Raw genomic sequence first — 22,967 nt, forward strand, 5'->3', positions numbered from 1 at the left:
CCGGCAGAACCGTTCCTTCCGGTCCTGCCGGGGCCGATGCGGTCCGTGCGTGCGCGCACGGGTCGTGGTGGTGGACGAGGGCAGGACTTGCCCGGGGCGCCCTGAACCCTCCGGCGCGTGGCTGCCCTCGAAGCGTGCCGGCTCTTGCCGGCTCAGCCGACCGTGCCCTGCTCGGCAGGCCGCGGGTCCGTGCGCGACAGGAAGGCGTGCAGGGCGTCGAAGAAGACGGTGGGCTGTTCGAGCATCGGGTAGTGGCCGCATCGCTCCAGCGGAATCAGCGTCGCATCGGTGAGGCGCTCGTTGAGCCACCGTGCGCCCTTCAAGGAGAAGATCTTGTCGTCGGCTCCGATGAGTTGCAGCACCGGCTGCCGCACGTGCGGGATCTGGGCCACCAGATCGGTCTCCATCAGCGCCACGCAGACCGCGGCGCCGGCCCACGACGGCATGCGCAGGGAGAGCGTGGTGAGCCATTCGAGCAGATGCGGGTCGGGCGGGGAGGCGAACGCGTTGGCGATCCCCGCCCGTCGCGAGGTCATGCGGTCGTTCAGCTCGCCCTCGAGCAGGGTGGGCAACAGGGTCGAGGCCGGCAGTCCGAAGGGGAACTCCTCGCTGCGCGTCGTGCGCACCGCGTTGGAGCACACGAGGACCAGTTGGCTCACCCGCTCGGGCGCGGTCGCGGCGAGCTGGAAGCCGACCTGACCGCTGAAGGACCAGCCGACGATCGTGGCCGAGTCGATCCCGAGCGCGTCCAGCACGGCCACGACGTCCTTCGCCAGCCTCGGGACCTCGTACCCGTGCAGCGGCCGGTCCGAGAGGCCGTGACCGCGCGGGTCCACGCACACCGCGCGGTAACCGGATTCGGTCAGCCGTCGGACGACGCCGTCCCACGTCTCGTGCGCCATGCCGAAACCGGGCAGCAGTACGACGGGCTCGCCCTCGCCCAGGTCCTGGACGTGGAGCCGGACCCCGGGCTCCACCTCGATGTGGCCGATGTGCATCAGTGCCGCTCCTGCCTGGTCGTGTGCTCTGCCGTCGCGTTCCTGCCGTGGGCGCGTGGGACGCCCTTCTCCTGCTCCGGTGTGCCGCGGTGCTCGTCGTCGGTCACCGCTACCTCCCCATTTCGTCGGGGCCGAGACCGGCCTTCTTCGGGTGCGGGAGCGGATGGTGCAGCGCCGGGGCGTCCCACCCGGCCGCCTCCCGGACCTCCTCGACGGCCTTGCGGTAGGCGGCGACCAGGGCGTCCTCGCGGTCGTAGCTGAAGGTGTCGACGAAGGCGATCTGGGAGTCGACGTCGGGCGGCGTCTCCAGCAGCCGGGCGACCGTCTCGCGGATCTGCTCCTCGGCCGACATCACCTCCCGGTAGCCCAGGAGGGTCTTGGCCTTGGTGGTGTCGAAGAGCGTCTGCGGCGAGTAGTCGCGCAGCGGGATCAGGCTCGCCTGGACGGGGCCGGCCAGCTCCGCGGGCAGGGAGGCGATCTCGATCGTGCCCCCGGCGGCCCGGGCCACGACGTCCACCCATTGGCGCCACGAGTACTGGGTGTCGTCGGCGGCGTTGAACGCCTCGCCGTCGGCGGCCTCGGGCCGGTCGACGCAGCGCAGCAGCACCTCCGCCGCGTTGCGCGCTCCGCAGCGGCCCAGGATGCCCAGTCCGCCGTCGGGCAGGATCATGAACGGCCTGCGGTCGTTCATCCGCTTGAGGACCATCCACTCGTGGGGGTTCTGGTTGCGCGGGCCGTGGATGGCGGGATAGCGGATCACGGTGCCCCTGAAGTCGCCGTCGCGGGCGCGGCCGAGCACCTCGCGCTCGGCGGCGAGCACCTTGCCGGCGAAGGAGGACGCCTCGCCCTCCGCGTCCGCCAGGGGGCCGTCCTCACGGGTCGGGAGCACCGCGCCGGGGGGACGCTGGTCGGTCCAGCCCAGGACGTTCTTGTAGGACGGGACCCCGCCGACGGCCACGAACTGCTCGCAGCGCTTGGCGAACCACTCGGCCAAGGTCTTGACCCGCCCGTACATGCACGCCACGACGTCGAACTGCTCGTGGGCGAGCGCCTCCTCGATCGTCTCGCGGAAGTGCGGGTCGCCGTGGATGTGGCGGACCTCGGGAAGCTCCGGGGGCTCGTGGACCCCCCGGTGGAAGAGCGTGACGTCGTGCCCTCGGTCCAGCAGGCCCTGTACGACGTGCGGACCGGTGGGCCCGGTTCCTCCGACGACGAGCACCTTCATGGTGTCTGCCTCTCGTGAAGCACCCCGTGGGGTGACCTTGGTCTGTTGCTTCCGGGGCTGTGCCGGGATGCTCGTCGGCAGGTCCGTGAAGCGGGCGTGGCAGCGCGGCGGGGGGTGGGTCTCGCGGGCACCTGTCTCGGGGTCGGCAGGGCCTCGGGCCGCGTCGTCCCGGGCGCCCCGAGGACGTCGTCCACGGCGTCGCTCTCGCTCCTCGACGGGTCGTGCGACGGCGCGCAGGACTCGAAATAATAGACGCGCAATCTCATTAGGGCAATGGTGTGCGACGCTCGTCGACGCGGTGGGGGCGGGTGGGGCTCGGCGGTGGGGGTGGTCGGCCGAGGGGGCGGGTGAGGGGTGTGTATGTCGCGGGGTCGAGTGGGGGGTGGGCCGGTCGCGAGCGGGGTGATGTCGCCTTGGGGTGAGTGCGCGCGTCTTGACAGGCGACCGTGTCGCGGAGATATCTTTTGAGACTCAGAGAGTCATAAATGGTGGGAGAGTGATCCGGAATTCCATGAGTGACATCATCGTCGGCACCGAAGGAAAGACCTCGGTGCTGACCCTCAACCGCCCTGAACACCACAACTCGGTCGGAGGCGCGCTGTTCGGCGAGCTGATCGAAGCCGCGGAGGCCGCGGACGCGGACCCGGACGTCCGGGCGATCGTCGTGACGGGTGCGGGCTCCTCGTTCTGTGTGGGCCTCGACGCGAAGACGCTCATGGACAACGGCCCGTCCGGGCTGGACGTCGGCGAACTGGGGACCGACGGCGCCGCGGGGCGGACCGGGAACCCGATCCTGCCCTACGAGGCGCGCCGGGTGGACCACCTGGGCGTGGGGCGCTGGGTTGCCAGGTTCACCCAGCTGGGCACCCCGACGGTCGCGGCGATCAACGGTGCCGCCGCGGGGGGCGGGTTCGCGCTGGCCATGCTGCACGACATCAGGGTCATGTCGCGCACCGCCAAACTGGCGACGTCGTTCCCCTCCCTCGGTCTCACCGCCGAGATGGGGTTGAGCTGGATCCTGCCCCGCGTGGTCGGCCACGCGAAGGCCTTCCGGATCCTGACCAGGGGCACCACCATCGGCGCCGAGGAGGCGCTCGACCTCGGCCTGGTGGACGCCGTGGTCGAGCCCGACGAACTCCTCGACGCCGCCCATGAGTTCGCGCGGCCGTTCGCGGACGTCTACGACCGGTCGGTCCGCACCACCAAGCGGCTGCTCCTGCAGTCGGCGGAGAGCACCCTCATGGAGCAGTTGGAGCGGGAGTGGGTGGCGCAGCGGCTGCTGATGGCCGACCCGAGGATGGCGGAGGCCATGGAGGGGCTCCGCCGCCGACTGGGCAAGTAGGGGGTGCGGGGGCGGGACCACGGCGCGTGCGCCGGCCCCGCACGCGGCCGAAGGGTCCACCGAGCGGGTCGGTGGACCCTTTCGCATGTCAGGGGCGCGGGAGGCGGGAGCATGGCCCGTGAGGGCGGCCCGCGCGGGACCGGGAGCGCCCGGTGGACGTACCCCGGAGCGGCCCCCGCCGCTCTGCGCCCTCCTCGGTGACGGCGGCGAGTGGCCGCCGACACGCAGTCGGCTGACCCTCGATGTGGGCATGGGCAGGTGCTGCCGTCCTTTCTGCGGCGGTGGGACCGCCGGCGCTACGCTTCGGTCCTCCCGGTGAAGGCGGTGGGCGCACTGCCGACGAGTCCGTCCGGGCGGCCGTGGTGCTCCTCGGCGTCGCGCGCCTCCCGCTCCCGGTCTTCGGCGGACGACACGACCAGCAGCACGCTTTCCGCACGCTCGCCCCCGTGACGAGCCGGGCCGCTGTCCCGTGGTCGATGTCGGCCACAGGACAGCGGCCCGTCCTCGGACAGGAGCCGTGCGCTCGACCCGCCCGTGCCCTGTGCGGCACCCGTGGCCAGGGCGAACCCGCCGTTGCCGCACGCCCTGCTCCCTTGCGCCCTGTGCGCCGGCGTCCTGGGCGGCTGTGTTCGCGCGTGCGTGTCCGTCTCCCTGCCGGAGTTCCGGCTAGGCGCGCCGCGTCACTGTCCGTCCTCGTCGAGGAGAGCGACCAGGGCGTGGGTGTCCTGGTAGAAGACGTCGAGGGCCACGAGCTTGCCGTTCTCCACGCGGTAGAGCTCCAGCACCCGGGTGGAGAGCTTCCTGCCGGTGGTGCGCGAGGCGAGTCGGATCTGCACGTCGGCCAGGGCGCGGTCCGGTCCGGCGTCGGTGACCTGGACGTTCTCGATGGAGATCTCGAAGTGTTCGTTGATCTGACGCAGCAGTCCGCGCAGGCCGCGCGGGCCGTGGTGCTGCCCTCGGTAGGGGAGACTGTCGGGCTCGTTGGCGACGAAGTCCTCGGCGACCAGCTCGAAGGCCTGGCGGGCGGTGGCCGGATCGCCGATGCGGGTCATGAACTCGCGGAGGGTGCCCCGGGCGGTGGTGGTCACTTCTGTGTTTCCTCTCGGAGCAGGCGGCGGAGAACTTTCCCGGTGGGTGAGGTGGGGAGCGCGTCGACGAAGCGGTAGAGGCGGGGGATCTTGTAGGAGGCGAGCAGGTCGCGGCAGTGGGCGTCGAGGGCCTCCTGGTCGGCGTCGCCGACGACGACCGCGGTGACCTTCTGGCCCCAGTGGTCGTCGGGGGTCCCGACGACGGCGACCTCGCGCACTCCGGGTGCCTGGAGCAGGGCGTTCTCGACCTCGGCGGGGTAGACGTTCATCCCGCCGGTGAGGATGAGGTCGGAGCGGCGGTCCGCGAGGTAGAGATAACCGTCCTCGTCCAGGTGGCCCATGTCCCCGGAGGTGACCCACCCGTTCCTGGTGGAGTTCTCGGGCGCGGGCACCGAGCCGTTGAAGCCGCTGGTCATGATGAGGCCCTGGAGATAGATGATGCCTATCTCGCCCGCGGGGAGCTGGTTGCCCTCGTCGTCGAGGATGCGGATCCGGGAGGCGAAGTGCGGCAGCCCGACGGAGCCCTCGCGGCCGGCGCTCTCGTCGCCGCGCAGCAGCGCGAGCATGCCGAGTTCGGAGGTCCCGTACAGCTCGGTGAAGTCGACGTGCGGGAACCGCTCGACGGCCGCCTTCTTGAGGGTGGGGGGCAGTGTCGCCCCGGTGACGAAGACGGTGCGCAGGTCGGGGGCCTCGCCGGGGTGCCGCAGCGCCGCGGCCAGCATCGTGGGGACCATGAACATCTGGGTGATGCCCTGGCGCGCGCAGTCCTGCCAGAGGTTCTCCGGGTCGAACTTCTCGTGCAGGACCACCTTCGCCCCGGCCTGCACGGCGGCGAGCGCGAAGTTGAAGGAGGCGTGCGCGAGGGGGGCGTTGACGAGGAAGGTGTCGTCCGAGCGGTACCGGAGGTCCAGCGCCATGTGGAGGGCCTGGAGGCTGATGTTGCGCTGGCTGTTGGGGAACATGCGGGGCAGGCCGGTGGTGCCGGAGGTGAAGCGGACCCAGTAGGGCGAGGTCTCCTCGACGTCGGCCTCGTGGACGACGTCCGGTCGGCCCCGGTCGATGACGTCCAGGACGGTGGGACCCGCCGCGGAGATCGTCAGGTCCGCCTTGGCCTCGGAGATCTGGAACTCGATCTCCTTGGGCGAGTTCATCGGGTTGAGGGGGAGCACGACCATGCCTGCCCGGGCGATGCCGAACAGCATGGCGAAGGTCTCCGGGAGGTTCGTGGCGCTGAGCGCCACGACGGAGCCCGGTCGGAGTCCGCTGCGCAGGAGTCCGTCGGCGGCGCGGTCGGCGAGACGGTCGAACTCGAGCCAGGTGAGCGTCCGGTCCCCGCAGACCACGGCCGTCTCGTGCGGACGGCGGCGTGCGCTCAGCCGCAGGATCCGCTCGACCAGGAGACGGCGCCAGGGCGGGGGGCGGTCGCCGTACTCGGGCACGTAGTCCCACGAGGACGGCTTCCAGTCACCGTCGAATTGCGCGTCGTGGCCCATTCCCACTCCCCACTTCCGTGTGCCCCGGCAGCCGACCGCTCGCGCGGTGGTCATGTCCGCCCCGTCCGTCACGGCGCCTGCCCAGGCGTCGGAGCGGTGCGGACGAGAGGTTTCCCGACGCACCACAATTTTGACGTTGCGTGTCTCACTATAGGGATCGCGGGTGCGGGGTCAACGGGTGCGACGATCAACCTTTAGACATTACCCGTCTCGAAATAGTAGTGTGTCCCCGAGGCGGGGCACGGCAGTGGACGGGAAGTCCCGGACCTCCGCGGTGCACCCGGCCGACGCCCCTGCGGGGCCGAGGCGACGCGCGCGGACCCCGGCACCCCGCGGGGGTGGCCGCAAGTGCCGCACCGAACCACGAGCCGGAGGGGAAGCATGCCCGTTGCAGCGTCCGAGGAGTACCCCCTGGTGCCCGTCGAGGCGTCGGACGAGGAGTGGTGCGCGTGGGCGAACACGCTGCCCTTCGCGACCGGTTTCGACGTGCGTTGCCTGCGACTCGCCTACGGTGAGGGGGAGTTCGTCGCCAGGAGCAGTCCCATCCCGGTCAACCCCAACGGCGCCGTGCACGGCGGAGTGGTCGCCGCGGCCGTCGACCACGCGCTCGGCGTCACGTGCGTGCGGGCGGTGGACGCGGGTGACGGCATCGCGACGGCCTCGCTCACCGTCGACTACTACCAACCCTGCGACCTGCCCATGGGATTGTCCGTCTCGGTCCGGCGCTCCGGGCGCACCGTGGTCTTCGCGCAGGTGCGGGTGACCGGCTCCGACGGGGAGCTCCGGGCGGAAGCCAGTGGCGTGATGTCGGTGCGCCGCAGCCGGGAGGCCCGCCGCGCGCTGGAATACTCACGGGGGCCGAACCGGTGACCGGCGGGGGCGCGATGTGCGAGTGCGGCGAGCGGACCGGGGTGGATGCGCTGGAGCGGGCCGGCCGGCCGCGAGGCGCGCGCACCGCGCACGTGCCGCCGACGACGGTGTGACCGGGTGCACGGCGGGAGTCATCGGCGAGACTCGCCGTATCATGGCCGCACCACCCCTTCCAGAAACGGAGAGTCTCCAAAGTGACAGGGTCACGACATCAGGACGCCAACGGCGAGGGAAAGCGGCCGCTCGGGCGACCGCGTCGGGTGATCGACCCGGATGCGCTGGCCACCACTGTCGCCAAGCTCTATGCGGAGGAGGGGCACGACGGAGTCAGCGTCACCGCGGCAGCGGACCGACTGAACGTCTCACGCGCCACGCTGTACCGCACCTACCCCACCAAGGAACACATCATCGCGGTGCTCTTCGAGCGGAGCACCAAGGAACTCACCGAGGCGGCCGAGAAGATCGTCGCCAGTGAGGACACGGCGAGGGAGAAGCTCGAAGCCCTGATCACGCTCCAGGTCGACGCCGCCGTGCGCATGCGGGGCTACCTGCCCGTCTTCTTCGGCGGCGGTGGGCTGCCCCAGGACTCCTACGAGCGCTGGCGCTCCTTCAGCCGGCACTACGAGAGCCTGTGGGTCAAGGTCCTCAAGGACGCCATGAAGGACGGCCTGCTGGCCGAGGCCGACCCGGTGGTCACCGCCCGGCTGCTGCTCGGCCAGTGCCTGTGGGTCTCCCGCTGGTACCGCCCCGGCAGCAAGTACACGCGCAAGGTGATCACGGAAGCCGCGCTCGCCCTGCTGCCGCAGGCCCCGCCCCGGGGGCCCGAGGGGGCCGGACCTCAGGAGTCCTGAGGCCGACCCGTCTCGAGCGCCTTCAGGCCGGCCCGCGCCATCCGCAGCATCAGCTCGTGCGACCCGGCCGGCCGCCGGGTCTCCGGCGGACGCAGGGCCTCCGCCAGCAGCATCGTCTGGACGGCCCTGGAGGCGATCAGCAGTTCCTCGCGGGAGCGGCCGGGATAGCTGCGGTCGAGGCAGTCCACCCACCGGTCCGAGAAGCGGCGCAGGCGTCGCACGTGCTCCCCCCGGTAGGGGTCGGCCAGCGAACGCTGCTCCCTGACCCAGATCGCCGCCAGCATCTCGTGACTCGTCGCCAGCTCGATGAAGCCGCGCAGCAGGGACTCGAGCTCCTCGTGCGGATCGTCGCCGGGCCTGCCGGAGCGGACGAGGAGCTCGTCCAGCACCCGGCTGAAGAGCGCGGCCAGGATCTCGTCCTTGCCGGAGAAGTAGCGGTAGATCGCCGAACCGCTGGTCCCGGCCGCCCTGCCGATGTCGTCGACCCCGACGCCGTCGAAGCTGCGCTCGAAGAACAGGCGTTCGGCTGCCAGCAGGATCTCTTGATGACGGGGCATGGCGGAGATTCTACGAGACGCCCGTGCCGGACCGCCCGCCGCGCTCACAGGCCGAGCGACTTGGCAATGATGGACTTCATGACCTCCGAGGTACCGCCGAAGATGCGGGTGACGCGCGCGTCCGCGTACAGGCCGGCGATCGGGTACTCGTTGATGTAGCCGTAACCGCCGTGCACCTGGAGGCACTTGTCGACGACACGCTGCTGCATCTCCGAGACGAACAGCTTCGCCCGCGCGGCGTCCGCGGGGGTGAGCGTGCCGCGGTCGAGCGCCTCGATCGACTGGTCCACCAGCGCCTGCCCCGCCGCGATCTCGGTGGCGCACTCGGCCAGGACGAACTTGGTGTTCTGGAAATCCTGGAGACGCCTGCCGAACACGCTCCGCTCCTGGGCGTACGAGGTGGCCAGTTCCAGCGCCCGCACGGCCGAAGCCATTCCCGCGACGGCGATGGTCAGCCGTTCCTGGGCCAGGTTGTGGGCCAGGTACCCGAAGGCGTTCCCCTCTTCCCCCAGTAGGTCCTCCACCGGGACCCGGACGTCGGCGAAGGAGAGCTCCATGGTGTCCTGCGCGCGCAGACCGATCTTGTCCAGCTTGCGGCCCACCTCGAAGCCGGGGCTGCGGGTGTCCACGACCAGGATCGAGAGCCCCGCGCGCCTGTCGTCCTCGGTGGCCGGCGCGGTCCGGCACACCACCAGCACCCGGTCCGCGTTGGCGCCCCCGGTGATGAACGTCTTCGCCCCGTTGAGGACGTAGTGGTCGCCGTCGCGGCGCGCCGTGGTCCGGACACCGGCGACGTCCGAACCCGTACCGGGCTCCGTGATCGCCAGGGCCAGCACCAGCTCGCCGCGGGCGACCGCCGGCAACCACCGGCTCCGCTGCTCCGGCGTGCAGTAGCGGAGCAGGTAGGGCAGGCAGACCTCCGAGTGCACCCGCAGGGAGCCGAGGTTGGCGTCGCCGAGGATCGTCTCCTCGATGAACACCGCGTTGAACTTGTAGCTGGTCGCCCCGGCCCCGCCGTACTCCTCCGGCACCTGGAGCCCCACCAGGCCCTGGCGGGCCGCCTTGGTGTACAGCTCCCGGTCCACCAGCCCGCGCTCGGCCCACTCCTGGTAGTACGGCTGGATCTCACGCTCCACGAAGGTGCGCACCGAGGCGCGGAAGGCGTCGTGGTCCTCGTCGAAGAGTGTGCGTCTCACAAGTGTGCTCCTCGTGTTCTCGCCGGTCGTCCGGCATTGCGTACGGGGTCCTGGGGCGTGCGGGGACGCGCGCGTCCGCGTCGGCGCGCCGTCATGACAGGGGGGCGACGCGCTCCCACAGACCGGCGCCGCCGGCCCGCACCGCGGACTCGGTCAGCCGGACGTCCCACTCGCGCATCGAGCCGAAGTCGCCGCGCCAGGCCAGCACCGGCTTGGTCAACCGGTGCAGCGGGTGCTCCGCGGTCGTCCCGATCGCACCCAGCACCTGGTGGGCCGAGCGGACCACCAGCGAGGAGGCGTGCCCGACACCCGAGCGGGCGACGGCGACCAGGAACCGGGTGTGCTCGTCGTCCCATCCGCGCACCATCACCGACTGCGCGGCGGCGTCCGTCGCGGCCCGCGCCAGGGACACCTCGGCGGCGATCCCGACGACCAGGTGCTGTACGGCCTGGAAGCGGCCGACGGGCCGCCCGAACTGCACCCGCTCGTTCGCGTACGCGACCACCAGGTCGAGCGCGGCCTCCATGGCCCCGGTCATCTGCGCACAGCGCGCGAGGCTCCCGCGCAGCGTGTACCGCTCCGCCACCTCGGGGCCCACCACGGCACCCGCCCGCAGCGCCCGCAAGGCGAACCGGACGTGCGCGCGCGGCAGCCCCGACAGGTCGTCCTGCGCGGTCACCGCCAGGTCTTCGCCCGCCAGGTCCGCGACCCGCCACACCCGATCGGTCGGGTCGTGCCACAGGGCGACGACACCGTCCGTCCGCCCCGCCCAGGGCACGGAGCGGCGGAACCCGTCGGCGTCCGGATCGGCCGCGGTGCGGATGCCGGCGGGGGCGGGCAGCCCGGCCTCGGCGAGGAGCCAGGCGGCGAGCAGATCGTGCTCGGCCAGGGGGACCGCGGCACCCGCTCCCGCGGCGAGTCCGAGCAGCGCCGTCGAGTCGAGGAGGGTCCCTCCACTGCCGCCGTGCTCCTCGCTCGTCGACAGCAGGGTGAACCCGAGCCGGTCGAGCTGCTCCCACAGCGCGCGGTCGAGATCGCTCCGCGCCGCGGGCACGGTCGCGGACCGGTGCTTGTCCATGAGCTCGGTGAAGATCTCGACGAGGTCGGGATCGGCCGTGAGCTCCGTCGTCAGTCTGCCTTCGGGTCCAGTCATCAGCGCAGCCCCAGTCCGCGGGCGACGACGCCCGTGAGAATCTCGTTCGTGCCGCCCCGCAGCGTGTACCCGGGACGTTGCAGGAGCGCCGCGTCCAGCAGCACGCGCACCCCCTCGTCCAACCCGCCGTTGGCGGCGAGCGTGGCCACGTACTCGGCGATGTCGCCCTCGGTGGTCGTGCCCAGCAGCTTCACCACGGCCGCCGCGGTGTCCGCGTCCTGCCGTGCCTCCAGCGCGTTCGAGACCGCCAACGACATCTGCCGCAGCGCGGCGACGCGACCGACCAGACGGCCGAGCTGCGGGTCCTGCGGCAGCGCGCCGCTCTCGACGCACCCGGTCGCGGCGGCCAGCAGCGCCCAGGTGGACAGGATCCGCTCGGGACCGCTGCGCTCGTAACCGAGTTCGGAGGTCACCTGCAGCCAGCCGTCGCCCGCCTGCCCCAGCACGAGGTCGTCGGGGACGAAGACGTCGTCGAGGTGCACCTCGTTGAAATGGTGCTCGCCGCTCATGGAGACGATCGGCGCGACGGTGACCCCGTCCGAGCCGAGGTCGACGAGGAACTGGCTGAGCCCCGCATGCCTGGCCCGCTCGTCGAGCGGGGCACTGCGTGCGAGCACGATGAACCAGTCGGCCCGGTGCGCGCCCGAGGTCCACACCTTGGTGCCGGTGAGGCGCCAGCCCCCCTCGCACCGGGTCGCCCGGGTCTGGACGCTGGCCAGGTCCGACCCGGACTCCGGCTCGGACATGCCGATGCCGAAGAGCACCTCGCCCCGACTGATCCGGGGCAGGAACGTCTGCTTGACCTGCTCGCTCCCGAACCGCAGGAGCGACGGGCCGACCTGACGTTCGGCGATCCAGTGCGCGGCCACGGGCGCGCCCGAGGCCAGGAGTTCCTCCGTCACGACGAAGCGTTCCAGGAACGTCCGGCCCTGCCCGCCGTACTCCTTCGGGACGACCATCCCGAGCCATCCCCGCCGGCCCAGCTCGCGGGTGAACTCGCGGTCCCAGCTCGTGAGCCACGTGTCCACGCGGGGAACGAACGTTCCCGCGGCGGCCTGCTCGGCCGTGAACGCACGTACCTCGGCGCGCAGGGACCGCAGTCGCGGGCCCTCGCCCACGACCGGGGGAACGAGTGGATTTCGCATGTCGACCTCCCGTCACATGTGTTGTAGGGAGCGGTGCGCGCCGCTGTTCGGCGAGCGGCGTCGCGCACCGCGTTTTCCGAGCGTTCCGGGTACCGGCGCCGGGCGCGGGAAGGGTCAGAGCCTTCCGGCCTCGGGCAGTACCCGCTCGGTGAGTGTGTCGATGATCCGCCTGCGGTCCGCGGCGTCGGAGGCCGCGACCTGGAACAGGACGTGCTCGACACCGGCCCGCGCGTACTGCGCCAGGCGCTCCAGCACCCGGTCGGGTGAGCCGAGCAGGAGGTAGCGGTCCGCCAGACCCGAGAAGTCCTGGGCGTAGGTGGCGCTCACCGCCGCCGTGCCGGTGGCGCGCGCCCAGGCGTCGTCCTCGTCGACGGCCGTCCAGGCCAGGAGCGCCCCGCTCAGCGGGCGGGGGTCGCGGCCCTGTGCCGCCGCGTGGTCGCGCACCTTCGCCAGCCCGTCGCGCACCCGGGCCGGATCGAGCAGGTACGGCATCCACACGTCGGCCCACCGCCCGGCGCGGCGCAGCGCGCCCTCGCCCCGGCCGCCCATCCAGACGGGTGGGCCTTCGTGCTGTGTGGGCGCCGGCCGGAGGGCGACGCCGTCGAGTGCGGTGAACTCGCCGTCGAAGGTGACGGGACCGCCGGGGCCGAGCCGCCGGAGGAGTTCGAGCGTCTCGTCCAGTCGACGGAAACGCTCGTTCACGTCCACCCCGACCGCCGTGAACTCGGCCGGGTACTCCCCGCCGGCGCCGACCCCGAGGTCGAGCCGGCCCCCGCTGACCACGTCGAGCGCCGCGGTCAGCTTCGCGAACAGCGCGCCCGGGTAGACGGGGGCGAGGGCGATCGAGGTGACCAGCCGGACCCGGCTCGTCGCCCCTGCCGCGGCGGCCAGGGCGACGAACGCGTTGGGCGTGGGGCCGTGGAAGAAGACGTGCTCGCCGCAGCCGACGAAGTCGAAGCCCGCCTCCTCGGCGCGCCTGGCTTCGTCGGCCGTGTCGGCCAGTCCGCTGATGCTCAGTCCGATCCGCATGGCCTCGGGTCCCTGCTTCCGTAGATCACTCGAGTGTGGCCATGGCGTCCCGGCACACCCATCGCATGTCGTCCTGGGCGAGGGTGGACTCGATCCGCGCGACCTCGGCCGTCATCTCGCGGGCCCGGGGTTCGTCCTGCCCGGCCACCGCCCGGACCACGGCGTCGCGGGCGTGCCGGTTGGCGACCCGGGGGTCGCCGTCGTCACCGGCGGGGCGGGGTTCGCCCCAGGAGTCGAGCAGTGCCTCGAGGGCCGCGTTGTCGCGGACCACGGGATCGCCGTCCACGATCCGCTGCCGTAGCTCGGCCATGACGTGCGCGGCGGCGATCACCTGCACCTTCGCGTACGGGTCCGTGACGGCGGGGGCGATGTTCTCCAGGAGGGACCTGTGCACCGCGTCGACGAGTTCCTCGGTCCTCATCCAGATCATCGGGTGCCTCCCTCGGCTCCGGAAGCCAGTGCGTCGGTGAGTCTGACCATCGCGGGCTCCACGGCCGTGGAGGCGTTGGCGACGGAGAGCAGCCGCAGGTCCGAGGTGGTCCCCCGGGCCAGCGCGGCGGCCGAGGCCATGCCCACGTACACCACCTTGACGAGTTCGACGAGCTGCCAGAAGAGAATGCGCCGGGGGTCAATCTCGTAGCCGGTCAGCTCGGTGTACCGCTCGGCTGCCGGGCCGTTGATCCGGCACCAGCCGGCGAGGGCCTTGTTGCGGGTGAAGGCGACATCGGCGAGGGGATCGCCGATGAACGAACGTTCCCAGTCCAGGACGCCGGTGATCTCGCCGTCCTTCCAGAGCAGGTTCGACAGCCGGTAGTCACCGTGCACGAGGGCCCGGGGGTACTCGGTCGGCGCGTGCTCCTCCAGGACGTCGAGCACCCGGCGGAGGATGGGCCGAGGGGACAGCTCCACTTCGGCGAATCGTTTCCGCCAGTGCCGGACCTCGTCGCCGGCCCCGGTGCCCACCCCGCCCGGCCCGCAGGGCAGGCCTTCGACGGGCAGGGTGTGGACCCGGACCAGCATCTCCGTGAACCGGTCCAGGACCGTCTCACGGGTTCCCGCCTCCTCGAACCGCGCCGAGGAGTGCACGAAGGCCTCCCCGGTGACGAACTCCGCGACGACGAACGGACGGTCGAGGACGTCCGGGTCGGATTCGTGCAGGTGCACCCGCGGGACGGGGACGTTCGAGTCGGCCAGGGACCGGTAGACGTCGGCCTCGAAGCCGATGTCGTAGGGAGCCAGCGGACCACCCGTCGGCTCACGGCGCAGGATGAGCCGGCCCGGCCCGTCCGCCGTCCTCGTGGTGACGGTGTACGTCTCGAAGGAGAGTCCGCCGGAAAGGCGGTCCACGGAGACGACTTCGCGCACCTCGAGTTCGGGCAGACGGGTCAGGACGACCTCCCGCACGCGCTCGGTGAAGCGGGACTCGCTCATGGGATCATGCCTGCCAGCGCGGGCGGGGCGGGATGACGCTGTACTCGCACACACCGACGCCGCGCTCGCCGGTCTCCTCGACCTCGAAGGCCACGAAGGGCTCGTAGCAGTCGAAGCGGTTCTCGAGGTCGTTCTCGCCGCGGTCCCACAGCTTGATCGTGCCGAAGTGGTCGGTCGTGCGGACGTTGAGGACCTCGCCGTCGGCCAGCTCGATCCGGTACCCGAAGGACGACTGGGTCCGCAGGTCGCCCACGACGGGGACCATCTCGGCGGACTTGACCTCGCGGGAGCCGTCCTTGTCGGAGACGAAGCCGGCCACGACCGCTTCCTGGTCGCCCGTGGTCTTGGTGGCGGTGATGCCCATGAGGCTGATGTGGCGCTCGGGCAGTGAGATCGAGGGCCAGAAGTGGGCCTGGCGGTCGGGGCGCTGGGAGTCGGCCCAGGGGGACTCCTCGGAGAACCGGGTGGACCAGCTGCGGTCGCGGAAGCCGAAGGAGTCGATCTGGCGCACGTCGCCGCTGTTGGGGCCGTGCCGGAGCTCGACGGTGCCGGTGACGGCCAGCGCCTGCTCCCAGTGGCCGCCGTGCACGACGGCGGTCTTGCCGACGTTCTTCATCGGGTCGCGCTCGAAGTTGTCGTAGTTGAACGCCTGGAAGCGACCGTTGAAGGTCAGGTCGAAGGCGAACCGGCTGCCGTCGAAGCGGATGCGGATCTCCTCGAAGGGCCGCACGACCTCGTAGGAGATGCGCTCGTCACCGAAGGACGTGATGCCGCCCTGGCCGGCGTCGAAGGGGATCTTGTTGCCGTACCACTGGTGCTCGCCGTCGATGATGTAGAAGGCGGTCAGGCGGGCGTACCCCTTGTTGGTGAGGTGGAAGTGGTTGACGCCGTGGACGTTCGCCTCGGGGTCGACCACGCTGACCCAGAACGTGTCCCCCCACAGTCCGTCGAATCCGGGGGGGCAGAGGTGGGTGCCTTCGTCCGCGGGGGTCAGGCCTTCAGGGATCAACGCCGACATGATCTGTCCCATCTTTGTGAGTCACTGAATCTCAATAGTATGTGCTGGTTGCCCCGGGGTCAACGGTCTGTGTGGACTCGGGGGCCTCTCGGTGACGAGCACCGGGGGAGCGCTGGGGCGGCCCGTCGGACGGGCCCGCGGAGGGGCCGTCGGGGCGCCGGGCGGTACGCGGCGGTAGGCGCCGGTCCGGGTCGATCCTGGCCGCGTCGAGGGGCGGTCGGGGTTCCGCGGCGCGTTCGCCGCCGGGGCGAGGCGGGTGCCGGAGGAGGGTCGGGGCCGCGCTGCGGCCGCGTCCGAGGCCGGGGGCGTGCCGCCGGTCGCCTCGCGGCCGGCCGGACGCACTCGGGGTTGCGTCAGCGGAAGTCGGACCAGTGGCCGTGCGGGGTCCAGCCGAGGGCAAAGGGCAGGTCGATGGTGCAGACCGGGCCCTTGGTGATGTCGTCGGTGTCGAAGATGAGGTACTGGCCGCGCTTGTCGGCCCACCAGGAGACGGGGACGATGATGTAGCCGTCGCCCTCCGGGGAGTCCGGACGCCTCGGCGCGAACGTGGCCTCGAGCACCGCGGCCGGCTCACCCTCGCGGATCTGGTAGACCTGCTCGCTCATGGTGCGCATGTTCGTCACCACGAGGCTGTTCATCGACATGCCCTTGCGCTTGACGACGCCGCCGACCTGGAAGCCGAACTGGTAGCCCTTGCCGTAGAACCGCTCGTCCACCTTGGGCAGTTCGCTCGGGCGGTCCGAGAGCTGCTCGCTCGAGGTCGCGCCGGTGGCGAGGTCGATGGTCCAGCGCCCCAGGAAGCTCTTGGCGACGGAGAAGAACAGTGCGACCTCCTCGCCCACCTTGAGGTCCTGCTCGAAGGGGAAGGGCGGCCGGTTGAAGACGGGGGCGTCCAGCGTGAGCTTGCCGTTCTCCACGTTGGCCGACATCGTGTGCATGACGTACTGCGGGGGCAGGTCCGTCTTGATCCATCTGATCTTGCCCTGGATGTCGTTCCTCGGGATGAGCGCGATGACGATCGGAAGCGTCTCGTCCCACCCCCAGATGCCCACCTGCCGCTCGCGGACCTGCTCCTGCGAGATGGTGAAGGGCTGGAAGGGCATCACGATCCATTCCGGGGTGAGCCAGATGTCGTGCGCCACCGTGTTGTACGGGGCGTCGTGCAGGTCGCGGGTCTCGACCCGGCCGTCCGGGCTGATGACGTGGATCGTCACGTAGGGGGCGACGTCCCGGTAGTTCCAGCCGTACAGGGTGCCCGTCTCGTGGTCCCACTTGGGGTGGGCGGCGAGGTCGGCGTCGCCGAACGCGGTGGGCAGGTGCACGCCCGCGCTGAGCTTCGAGGACCAGGGCACGATGCCCTTGGTGTCGAGCGTGATCGGGTCCAGGGCGATCGGGGGGCCGCCCTGTTCGCTGAGCGCGACGACCTCGCCCGCGAAGGGGAAGATGTTGATGTTGTTCGTGCCCTGCGGGACTCCGCAGGTGAGCGCGTCCCGGGTCACGTCCCCGTAGGCGAAGTCGCGCCAGTCGCCGAAACCGCTGTCGAGCCACTCGAAGACGCCGTGCTGCCGGCCCTCCTCGAGCACGTACTTGGGGGTGCGGATCCAGCGGTTGCGGAAGTCGGCCCGGCCGTTGTCCAGGATCAGTCCCTGGACCATGCCGTCCATGCTGAGCAGCGGGTTGGTGCCCTGCTTGGTCGGGCGCTTCCAGGTGGGACCGGTGCGGTAGAACCCCCCGGACAGTTCCTTGGGAATCTCACCCTGGCTGACGATGCATTCCTCGACTGTCGCTTCGAAGCGCATGGGCGCGAAGGGCCCTTTGAACGCGACCTCGTCCGGAAGCGGGTACCCCATGGCGTACCTCCAGGCTGTGACGGCGGCGCCGCGGACGGGCACCACCGTCCATGTGGACTGTGGTGCGGCGAGGCTAACACCGTGTTTTGCGAGACGTAAACGATCGTTCCGAAAATTCCTCCGACCTGTAGGCCGGGACGGCCTTGGCTGGTAGCTTCGAGAGATCAAGCCGACCCACCATCAGGTGAATGGTCGTTCTCATCCCGAGATTTGTGTCGCGATCGGTCATGCCGCGGCAACAGGAGGTGCCTTGACTACCTATGCGTTCACCGGCGAGCAGCAGGACTTCGTGGAAGCCGTGCGGGACTTCTGCCGGCGCGAGTGCGGAACCCGTGAGCAGCGCGATGCCCTCACCGACGGAGGCGAGGAGCAGCACAACGCGGAGCTGTACGCCAAACTCGCCGCGGTCGGCTACGTGGGCGTCTCCGTGCCCGAGGAGTACGGCGGCAGCGGCGGGGGCCTGATCGATCAGGTCCTGGCCTTCGAGGAGTTGTGGCGAGGCCTGGCGCCGGTCCACGGCATGGGCCCCTCGCACACCGTCGCCGGGGTCTACAAGCGGTTCGGCACCGAGGCCCAGAAGGCGGCCGCGCTCGGCGCGATCTGCGAAGGCAAGGTCTACTCCATCAGCATCTCCGAGCCGGAGGCCGGCTCGGACGCGGCGGCCATCACCTGCCAGGCCGACCGGGTGGAGGGCGGCTACCGCATCACCGGGCAGAAGACCTGGTGCTCCGACGCCCAGCACGCCACCGCGTTGCTGCTGGTCGCCCGCACCTCCCGCGAGGAGCGGCGGCACGACGGGCTGACCATGTTCGAAGTCCCGGCCGACGCGCCGGGAGTGGTTGTCCGCCCCATCCCGACCCTGGGCGGCAGCGAGGTCAACGACGTCTTCTTCGACGACGTGTTCGTGCCCGACGAAGCGGTCGTCGGCACCGTGGGCGGGGCCTGGCGTCAGCTGATGGCCTGCCTGAACGGCGAGCGCATCGTCTGCGCCGCCCAGCAACTGGGCCTGGCCCGACGTACGTTGGACGATCTCCTCGCCTACGTCCGGGAGCGCCGCCAGTTCGGGGCCCCGGTGGGCAGCTTCCAGGCGGTGAGCCACCGCATCGCCGATCTGGCGATCGAGGTGGAGGCCACCCGGACACTGGTGCACGACGTGACGCGGCGGGTCGCCGAGGGGATCGGCACGGAGGAGGAGCGGGTGCGCGCCACCTCCATGGCCAAGGTCAAGTCGACCGAGACCGCCAAGCGGGTGGCGCTCGAGGGGGTGCAGCTCATGGGGGGCTACGGCTACAGCATGGAGTTCGAGATGCAGCGGCACCTGCGGCTGAGCATCGCCCCGACCATCTACGCCGGGACGAACGAGATCCAGCGGGACATCATCGCGGGCACGCTCGGACTGCGGAACCGCTGACCGCACCGGGCGCATCCCGCCGACGGCACCGGCCGGAGACGGCCGGCCGTGCCGCGCGGTGGCCACCGCCCATCCACACCTGGACAGGCAAGAGAGGAAGGCTGACGTGATGCCAGAGGAAATCGACGAGGAAGAGAACGTCCGGCCGACCGGTCCGCTCGCCGGGATCACCGTGGTCGAACTCGCCGGGATCGGGCCGATCCCCCACGCGGGCATGCTGCTCGCGGACATGGGGGCGGACGTCATCTGCGTGGAGCGGGCGGGGCCGCCGATCAGCTGGGTGACCCCCACCAAGGACGTCCTCAGACGCAACCGGCGCTCGATCATGGTCGACCTGCGTACCCCCGAGGGCCTCGGTGTGGTCGAGAAGCTGGTCGCCCGTGCCGACGTCCTCCTCGAGGGCCACCGACCCGGGGTCACCGAGCGCCTGGGCATCGGGCCCGAGCGGTGCCACGATCTGAACCCGGCGCTCGTCTACGGCCGGATGACCGGGTGGGGCCAGTCCGGTCCGCTGGCCGCGCGGGCCGGCCACGACATCGGGTACGTCGCCGTGACGGGGGCGCTCACCCCGGGCCCCGAGGGGACCCGCCCCTTCCCGCCCGCCAACCTGCTCGGCGACTTCGGCGGGGGAGCCACCTACCTCGTCATGGGTGTCCTGGCCGCCCTGCTGGAGGCGGGTCGATCGGGCCGGGGGCAGGTGGTCGACGCGTCGATCGTCGACGGCGCGGCTTCGCTCACCTCCATCCTGCACGGTCTGATGGCCTCCGATCTGTGGACCGACAGGCGGGGCGCCAACCGGCTGGACGGCGCGGCCCCGTGGTACGACACGTACGGCACCAGCGACGGGAAGTTCGTCGCCGTGGGCGCCCTGGAGCCGAAGTTCTACGCGGAACTCCTCCAGGTGCTCGGCCTGGAGGGGAAGGTGCCCGACCGCGCCGACGTCTCCGCCTGGCCGAAGATCCGCTCGGCCTTCACCGAGGTGTTCGGGTCGGAGCCCCAGAGCCACTGGACCGAGCTCTTCATGGACAGCGACGCGTGCGTCGCTCCGGTGCTGTCGCTCACGGAGGCACGCGAACACCCGCACCTGCGGGAGCGTGAGGTGTTCATCGAGGTGGGCGGCGTCTCCCAACCGGCCCCCGCCCCGCGCTTCTCCCGGACGCCGTCCGGCACGCCCCGCGCGCCCCGGGAGAGAGGTGCCCACACGCGGGAGATCCTGAAGTCGTTCGGGATCGCGGAGGTCGACGAGCTGCTGCGGGACGGGATCGTCTTCGAGTCGTCGACCGAGGCCACGAACCCCGAGGGCTGAGGCCGCCAGGCCCGGCGCGGGACGTGCCGGGCAGAAGGGCAGAAGGGGTCCTGCGGGTCCGGTGCCGCCGGACCCGCGAGACCGCCGGGCGGCCGGACCGACGCGTACGACGGGGTACCGGGCGCCCGGCCCGCCCAAGGCGAATCGATCACGGCGCGCGCCGTTCGGGCACGTGCCGACCACTTCGGAAGGGGCACGCCCGATGCGAGCCGTAGTCGCCCGAACCCGGGATCCGCACACCTTCGCCGTCGAGGAGGTGGACGAGCGCGAGCCGGGCCCGCACGAGGTGGCGGTCTCGGTCACGCTGGCCGGCGTCAGCTTCGGGGACGTCCTCATCGCCACCGGCCGGTACCAGATCGTCCCGGAGCCGCCGTTCGTCCCGGGCTCGGAGGGGATCGGCGTCGTCACCTCGGTCGGGCCGGGGGTCACCTCGGTGGCCCCGGGCGACAAGGTGATGTTCTACGGGTTCGTGCCCGGCCCGCTCCGTCGGCGCTCCACCGTCGGCACGTTCGCCGAACGGGCGATCGTTCCCTGCGCCAACCTCGTCCGTCAGCCGGCGGGGATGTCCGACGCGGCCGCGGTCCTGTTCCGCACCAGCTTCGAGACCGCCTTCCATGCCCTGACCCTGGGCCGTGTCGAGCCCGGTGAAACGGTGCTGGTGCTCGGGGCGGGCGGCGCGATCGGGGGTGCGGCCGTGCGACTCGGCAAAGCGCTCGGCGCGAAGGTCATCGCCTCCGCCTCGACCGCGGCCAAGCGCGAGGCGGCGCTCGCCGCGGGGGCCGACCACGTCGTCGACAGCCGGTCCCCCCGGTGGCGCGAGGAGGTCGAGGCGCTCGCCGGGGGCGGGTTGGACGTCGTCGTGGACCCCGTCGGGGGCGAAGCCACGGAACTGGCGGTGCGGAGCCTGCGTTTCGGCGGCCGCTGCCTCGTCGTGGGGTTCGCGGCCGGGACCGTTCCCCGGGTCCCGGCCAATCTGCTGATCATGAAGGCGGCGTCGCTGGTCGGCGTCAACCTCCTGCGCTTCAATGAGGAGTTCCCCGACCGGGCCCGTGCCATGGTCGAGGAACTCCTCGTGCTCGTCGAGCAGGGCAGGGTGAGTCCGCCCACCGCGTACGAGGAGTTCGGGCTCGGGGACGTGGCCGAGGTGCTGACACGAGTCGGCGAACGCGGGGCGAACACCCGGCTCGTGATCAACCCCTCCCTGCCGTGACCGTGGCCGGGCCCGTGACCGCGGGCCCGGCGCCGTAGCGGTCAGGAGGGCAGCGTCGGCATGACGTTGCTCATCCCGCCGTCGACCGGCAGCATGGCGCCGGTGATGTAGGAACTGGCCTCCGAGGCGAGCAGCACCAGCGCGCCCGCCGCGTCCTCGGCGGTGCCGGCGCGCTTGACCGGCAGTCCGGCGGCGAGCGCGTCGACGGCGGCCGGGGAGTACTCGCCGACGAACGAGTCCGTCGCGACGACCCCCATGAGCAGCGCGTTCACCGTGATCCCACGGCGGCCGAACTCGGCGGCGCTCGACTTCGTGAACGAGTTGAGCGCGGCCTTCGAGGCGGCGTACGCGCTCTGCCCCAGGGCACCGAGCAGGGACGACGGGGAGGTGACGTTGATGATCCGCCCGTATCCGTTCTCGCTCATCAGCCGGGCGGCGTGCCGGCTGCACCGGAAGACGCCGGTGAGGTTGGTGTCGATCGTTCTCACCCAGGTCTCCTCGGGCATCTTCGCGATCGATCCGGACGGGTAGATGCCCGCGTTGTTGACGAGGATGTCCAGGCGTCCGCCCCACTCCTTGACCGCTGCCATGACGCGCTGCACGTCCTCCTCGGACGTCACGTCCCCGGGGACCGCGAGGGCGCGTCCACCCTTGTCCGTGATGGCCGTCACGGTCTCGGCGAGCTGCTCGGCACGGCGGCCCATGACCGCGACCGACGCACCGCTCTCGGCGAGGATGCGGGCGAAGTCCCGCCCGATGCCGCTGCCGGCACCGGTGACGAGGGCGACGCGTGAACTGAGGTTGATCTCCACTAATACTCCTGCACTCGGGCGGCCATGGCTGTCCTCCGGCCATGGTGTCTTATGAGACGGGGTGTGTCTATAGTGGGCCGGGACGATCGCCCGCACCGTATGAGGTCGCGCACCGAGGCGGGGGCTGAACATACCGACAGCGCGGCAGCCCAGGAGGAAACCGTGTCCGACGAGCCGGCAGTCCTGACCACGAAGCGAGGGCGCACGGCGGTTCTCGAACTCAACCGCCCCCGGCGGCGCAACGCCCTGGACCTCCAGGACCGCCGCGACCTCATCGCCGCGCTCGACGCCGCCGCGCAGGACCCCGACGTCGTCGCCGTCGTGCTCACCGGTGCGGGGCCGATGTTCTCCGCGGGCGGTGACATCAGGAGCATGCCGACCGATCCGGAGGTCGCCCGGGTGCGCCTGCGTGTGCTGACCGAACTCGTCAACAGGCTGGTCGGGGGGCCCAAGCCGATCATCAGCGCGGTCGAGGGAGGGGCGTTCGGCCTCGGTCTCTCGCTGGTCGCGGCCACCGACTTCGTCGTATCGAGTCGGGACGCGCGGTTCGCCGCCTCGTTCGGCAGGCTCGGTCTCGTCCCCGACACCGGTCTCTTCTGGACGCTGCCGCGGCGCATCGGCGCGGCGCGCGCCAAGGAACTGATGCTGCTGGCGAACGACTTCACCGCCGAGGAAGCCGACGCGATGGGGCTCGTCACCGAACTCGTCGATCCGGGCAGCGCGGTGGACCGCGCGCTCGACCTGGCCGAACGTCTGGGGCAGGGGTCGCCGGCGATGTATGCCGAGACCAAGGGGATCTTCGCTCAGCCGGAGCAGGACCTGGCGTCCGTGCTGGAGAGCGAGGCGGAGGCACAGGTGCGGATGCTGGCCACGGACTACTTCAGCGAGGCGCAGGAGAGGTTCCTCAAGCGCTGAGGTCCGTCGGTACGGATGCAGGGCCCGCGGACCTGGAACGGCGCCGGCGTGATCGCCCCGGAGGCGA

The 22,967-nt window shown here is 71.3% G+C and carries 21 protein-coding genes; 7 read left to right on the forward strand and 14 right to left on the reverse strand.

Translation table 11 applies throughout. The features are described from left to right. Window positions 1-152: 152 nt before the first annotated feature. Together AB0I73_RS21190 and AB0I73_RS21195 are read right to left on the reverse strand one after the other, a co-directional pair. The gene (locus AB0I73_RS21190; RefSeq protein WP_363039533.1) at window positions 153-998 is read right to left on the reverse strand and encodes an alpha/beta hydrolase; all 846 of its coding nucleotides are present in this window, start codon (window positions 996-998) and stop codon (window positions 153-155) included. 109 nt (window positions 999-1,107) lie between these two features. Next, window positions 1,108-2,223 (reverse strand): NAD-dependent epimerase/dehydratase family protein, encoded by a 1,116-nt coding sequence (locus tag AB0I73_RS21195; protein ID WP_363039535.1) that lies wholly within the window; start codon window positions 2,221-2,223, stop codon window positions 1,108-1,110. A 511-nt stretch (window positions 2,224-2,734) separates the two neighbouring features. On the opposite strand from AB0I73_RS21195, the gene AB0I73_RS21200 reads away from it, so the two are divergent. Next, complete coding sequence (locus AB0I73_RS21200) at window positions 2,735-3,565, forward strand: enoyl-CoA hydratase-related protein (protein ID WP_363039537.1); 831 nt, start codon at window positions 2,735-2,737, stop codon at window positions 3,563-3,565. A gap of 680 nt (window positions 3,566-4,245) precedes the next feature. On the opposite strand, the gene AB0I73_RS21205 is transcribed toward AB0I73_RS21200, so the two are convergent. Together AB0I73_RS21205 and AB0I73_RS21210 are read right to left on the reverse strand one after the other, a co-directional pair. After that, complete coding sequence (locus AB0I73_RS21205) at window positions 4,246-4,653, reverse strand: nuclear transport factor 2 family protein (RefSeq protein WP_363039539.1); 408 nt, start codon at window positions 4,651-4,653, stop codon at window positions 4,246-4,248. Next, window positions 4,650-6,200, reverse strand: a complete 1,551-nt coding sequence (locus tag AB0I73_RS21210; protein ID WP_363039541.1) for an AMP-binding protein — start codon at window positions 6,198-6,200, stop codon at window positions 4,650-4,652. The genes AB0I73_RS21205 and AB0I73_RS21210 overlap by 4 nt, the downstream gene beginning before the upstream one ends. 327 nt (window positions 6,201-6,527) lie before the next feature. Here AB0I73_RS21210 and AB0I73_RS21215 point away from each other — a divergent pair, with 327 nt between their 5' ends. Then, on the forward strand, window positions 6,528-7,016 hold the full coding sequence (locus AB0I73_RS21215) for a PaaI family thioesterase (RefSeq protein ID WP_363039543.1): 489 nt from the start codon (window positions 6,528-6,530) through the stop codon (window positions 7,014-7,016). A gap of 194 nt (window positions 7,017-7,210) precedes the next feature. Next, complete coding sequence (locus AB0I73_RS21220; protein WP_363039545.1) at window positions 7,211-7,867, forward strand: TetR/AcrR family transcriptional regulator; 657 nt, start codon at window positions 7,211-7,213, stop codon at window positions 7,865-7,867. Here the strand turns inward: AB0I73_RS21220 and AB0I73_RS21225 are convergent. The 9 genes from AB0I73_RS21225 to AB0I73_RS21265 all read right to left on the reverse strand — a co-directional run bounded on the left by AB0I73_RS21225 (window position 7,855) and on the right by AB0I73_RS21265 (window position 17,246). Next, window positions 7,855-8,424 carry a TetR/AcrR family transcriptional regulator gene (locus AB0I73_RS21225; protein WP_363039547.1) on the reverse strand — a complete coding sequence of 190 codons (570 nt, stop codon included), beginning with the start codon at window positions 8,422-8,424 and terminating at the stop codon, window positions 7,855-7,857. The genes AB0I73_RS21220 and AB0I73_RS21225 overlap by 13 nt on opposite strands. 44 nt (window positions 8,425-8,468) lie before the next feature. Beyond that, a complete protein-coding gene (locus AB0I73_RS21230) occupies window positions 8,469-9,620 on the reverse strand; it encodes an acyl-CoA dehydrogenase family protein (protein ID WP_363039549.1) in 1,152 nt (383 codons plus the stop codon). 91 nt (window positions 9,621-9,711) lie between these two features. Continuing rightward, window positions 9,712-10,773: an acyl-CoA dehydrogenase family protein gene (locus AB0I73_RS21235; protein ID WP_363039551.1), complete on the reverse strand. Its 1,062-nt coding sequence runs from the start codon at window positions 10,771-10,773 to the stop codon at window positions 9,712-9,714. Further along, entirely contained in the window at window positions 10,773-11,918 is a 1,146-nt protein-coding gene (locus tag AB0I73_RS21240) for an acyl-CoA dehydrogenase family protein (protein WP_363039553.1), read from the reverse strand. Before AB0I73_RS21240 ends, AB0I73_RS21235 begins: the two co-directional genes overlap by 1 nt. Before the next feature lie 114 nt (window positions 11,919-12,032). Then, the gene (locus AB0I73_RS21245; protein WP_363039555.1) at window positions 12,033-12,947 is read right to left on the reverse strand and encodes an LLM class flavin-dependent oxidoreductase; all 915 of its coding nucleotides are present in this window, start codon (window positions 12,945-12,947) and stop codon (window positions 12,033-12,035) included. Window positions 12,948-12,972: 25 nt separating this feature from the next. Continuing rightward, window positions 12,973-13,377, reverse strand: coding sequence for a hypothetical protein (locus AB0I73_RS21250; RefSeq protein WP_363039557.1), 405 nt, complete (start codon window positions 13,375-13,377; stop codon window positions 12,973-12,975). Next, window positions 13,374-14,378: a phosphotransferase family protein gene (locus tag AB0I73_RS21255; protein ID WP_363039559.1), complete on the reverse strand. Its 1,005-nt coding sequence runs from the start codon at window positions 14,376-14,378 to the stop codon at window positions 13,374-13,376. Before AB0I73_RS21255 ends, AB0I73_RS21250 begins: the two co-directional genes overlap by 4 nt. A gap of 4 nt (window positions 14,379-14,382) precedes the next feature. After that, on the reverse strand, window positions 14,383-15,387 hold the full coding sequence (locus AB0I73_RS21260; RefSeq protein WP_363039561.1) for a hypothetical protein: 1,005 nt from the start codon (window positions 15,385-15,387) through the stop codon (window positions 14,383-14,385). Window positions 15,388-15,749: 362 nt separating this feature from the next. Continuing rightward, window positions 15,750-17,246 (reverse strand): carotenoid oxygenase family protein, encoded by a 1,497-nt coding sequence (locus AB0I73_RS21265; protein ID WP_363039563.1) that lies wholly within the window; start codon window positions 17,244-17,246, stop codon window positions 15,750-15,752. Window positions 17,247-17,496: 250 nt separating this feature from the next. Here AB0I73_RS21265 and AB0I73_RS21270 point away from each other — a divergent pair, with 250 nt between their 5' ends. The 3 genes from AB0I73_RS21270 to AB0I73_RS21280 all read left to right on the forward strand — a co-directional run bounded on the left by AB0I73_RS21270 (window position 17,497) and on the right by AB0I73_RS21280 (window position 21,173). Continuing rightward, window positions 17,497-18,657, forward strand: a complete 1,161-nt coding sequence (locus tag AB0I73_RS21270) for an acyl-CoA dehydrogenase family protein (RefSeq protein WP_363039565.1) — start codon at window positions 17,497-17,499, stop codon at window positions 18,655-18,657. Window positions 18,658-18,766: 109 nt separating this feature from the next. Beyond that, window positions 18,767-19,963 (forward strand): CaiB/BaiF CoA-transferase family protein, encoded by a 1,197-nt coding sequence (locus tag AB0I73_RS21275; RefSeq protein ID WP_363039567.1) that lies wholly within the window; start codon window positions 18,767-18,769, stop codon window positions 19,961-19,963. Between the two features lie 202 nt (window positions 19,964-20,165). Continuing rightward, the gene (locus AB0I73_RS21280; RefSeq protein WP_363039569.1) at window positions 20,166-21,173 is read left to right on the forward strand and encodes an NADPH:quinone oxidoreductase family protein; all 1,008 of its coding nucleotides are present in this window, start codon (window positions 20,166-20,168) and stop codon (window positions 21,171-21,173) included. Between the two features lie 41 nt (window positions 21,174-21,214). On the opposite strand, the gene AB0I73_RS21285 is transcribed toward AB0I73_RS21280, so the two are convergent. Further along, the gene (locus AB0I73_RS21285; protein ID WP_202279005.1) at window positions 21,215-21,985 is read right to left on the reverse strand and encodes a 3-oxoacyl-ACP reductase family protein; all 771 of its coding nucleotides are present in this window, start codon (window positions 21,983-21,985) and stop codon (window positions 21,215-21,217) included. A 162-nt stretch (window positions 21,986-22,147) separates the two neighbouring features. Between AB0I73_RS21285 and AB0I73_RS21290 the strand changes: the two genes are divergently transcribed. Continuing rightward, a complete protein-coding gene (locus tag AB0I73_RS21290) occupies window positions 22,148-22,900 on the forward strand; it encodes an enoyl-CoA hydratase/isomerase family protein (protein WP_363039571.1) in 753 nt (250 codons plus the stop codon). The last annotated feature ends 67 nt before the right edge of the window (window positions 22,901-22,967 follow it).

Origin of the sequence: Streptomyces sp. NPDC050388, from assembly GCF_040655635.1 — a bacterium.
Taxonomy (GTDB): domain Bacteria; phylum Actinomycetota; class Actinomycetes; order Streptomycetales; family Streptomycetaceae; genus Streptomyces.

Coding starts and splice junctions, on each gene's coding strand:
- AB0I73_RS21225 (WP_363039547.1), bottom strand. CDS start 8,424: ATGCCCCGTCATCAAGAGATCCTGCTGGCAGCCGAACGCCTGTTCTTC.
- AB0I73_RS21275 (WP_363039567.1), top strand. CDS start 18,767: ATGCCAGAGGAAATCGACGAGGAAGAGAACGTCCGGCCGACCGGTCCG.
- AB0I73_RS21255 (WP_363039559.1), bottom strand. CDS start 14,378: ATGAGCGAGTCCCGCTTCACCGAGCGCGTGCGGGAGGTCGTCCTGACC.
- AB0I73_RS21195 (WP_363039535.1), bottom strand. CDS start 2,223: ATGAAGGTGCTCGTCGTCGGAGGAACCGGGCCCACCGGTCCGCACGTC.
- AB0I73_RS21215 (WP_363039543.1), top strand. CDS start 6,528: ATGCCCGTTGCAGCGTCCGAGGAGTACCCCCTGGTGCCCGTCGAGGCG.
- AB0I73_RS21280 (WP_363039569.1), top strand. CDS start 20,166: ATGCGAGCCGTAGTCGCCCGAACCCGGGATCCGCACACCTTCGCCGTC.
- AB0I73_RS21190 (WP_363039533.1), bottom strand. CDS start 998: ATGCACATCGGCCACATCGAGGTGGAGCCCGGGGTCCGGCTCCACGTC.
- AB0I73_RS21245 (WP_363039555.1), bottom strand. CDS start 12,947: ATGCGGATCGGACTGAGCATCAGCGGACTGGCCGACACGGCCGACGAA.
- AB0I73_RS21210 (WP_363039541.1), bottom strand. CDS start 6,200: ATGACCACCGCGCGAGCGGTCGGCTGCCGGGGCACACGGAAGTGGGGA.
- AB0I73_RS21250 (WP_363039557.1), bottom strand. CDS start 13,377: ATGATCTGGATGAGGACCGAGGAACTCGTCGACGCGGTGCACAGGTCC.
- AB0I73_RS21200 (WP_363039537.1), top strand. CDS start 2,735: ATGAGTGACATCATCGTCGGCACCGAAGGAAAGACCTCGGTGCTGACC.
- AB0I73_RS21235 (WP_363039551.1), bottom strand. CDS start 10,773: ATGACTGGACCCGAAGGCAGACTGACGACGGAGCTCACGGCCGATCCC.
- AB0I73_RS21265 (WP_363039563.1), bottom strand. CDS start 17,246: ATGGGGTACCCGCTTCCGGACGAGGTCGCGTTCAAAGGGCCCTTCGCG.
- AB0I73_RS21240 (WP_363039553.1), bottom strand. CDS start 11,918: ATGCGAAATCCACTCGTTCCCCCGGTCGTGGGCGAGGGCCCGCGACTG.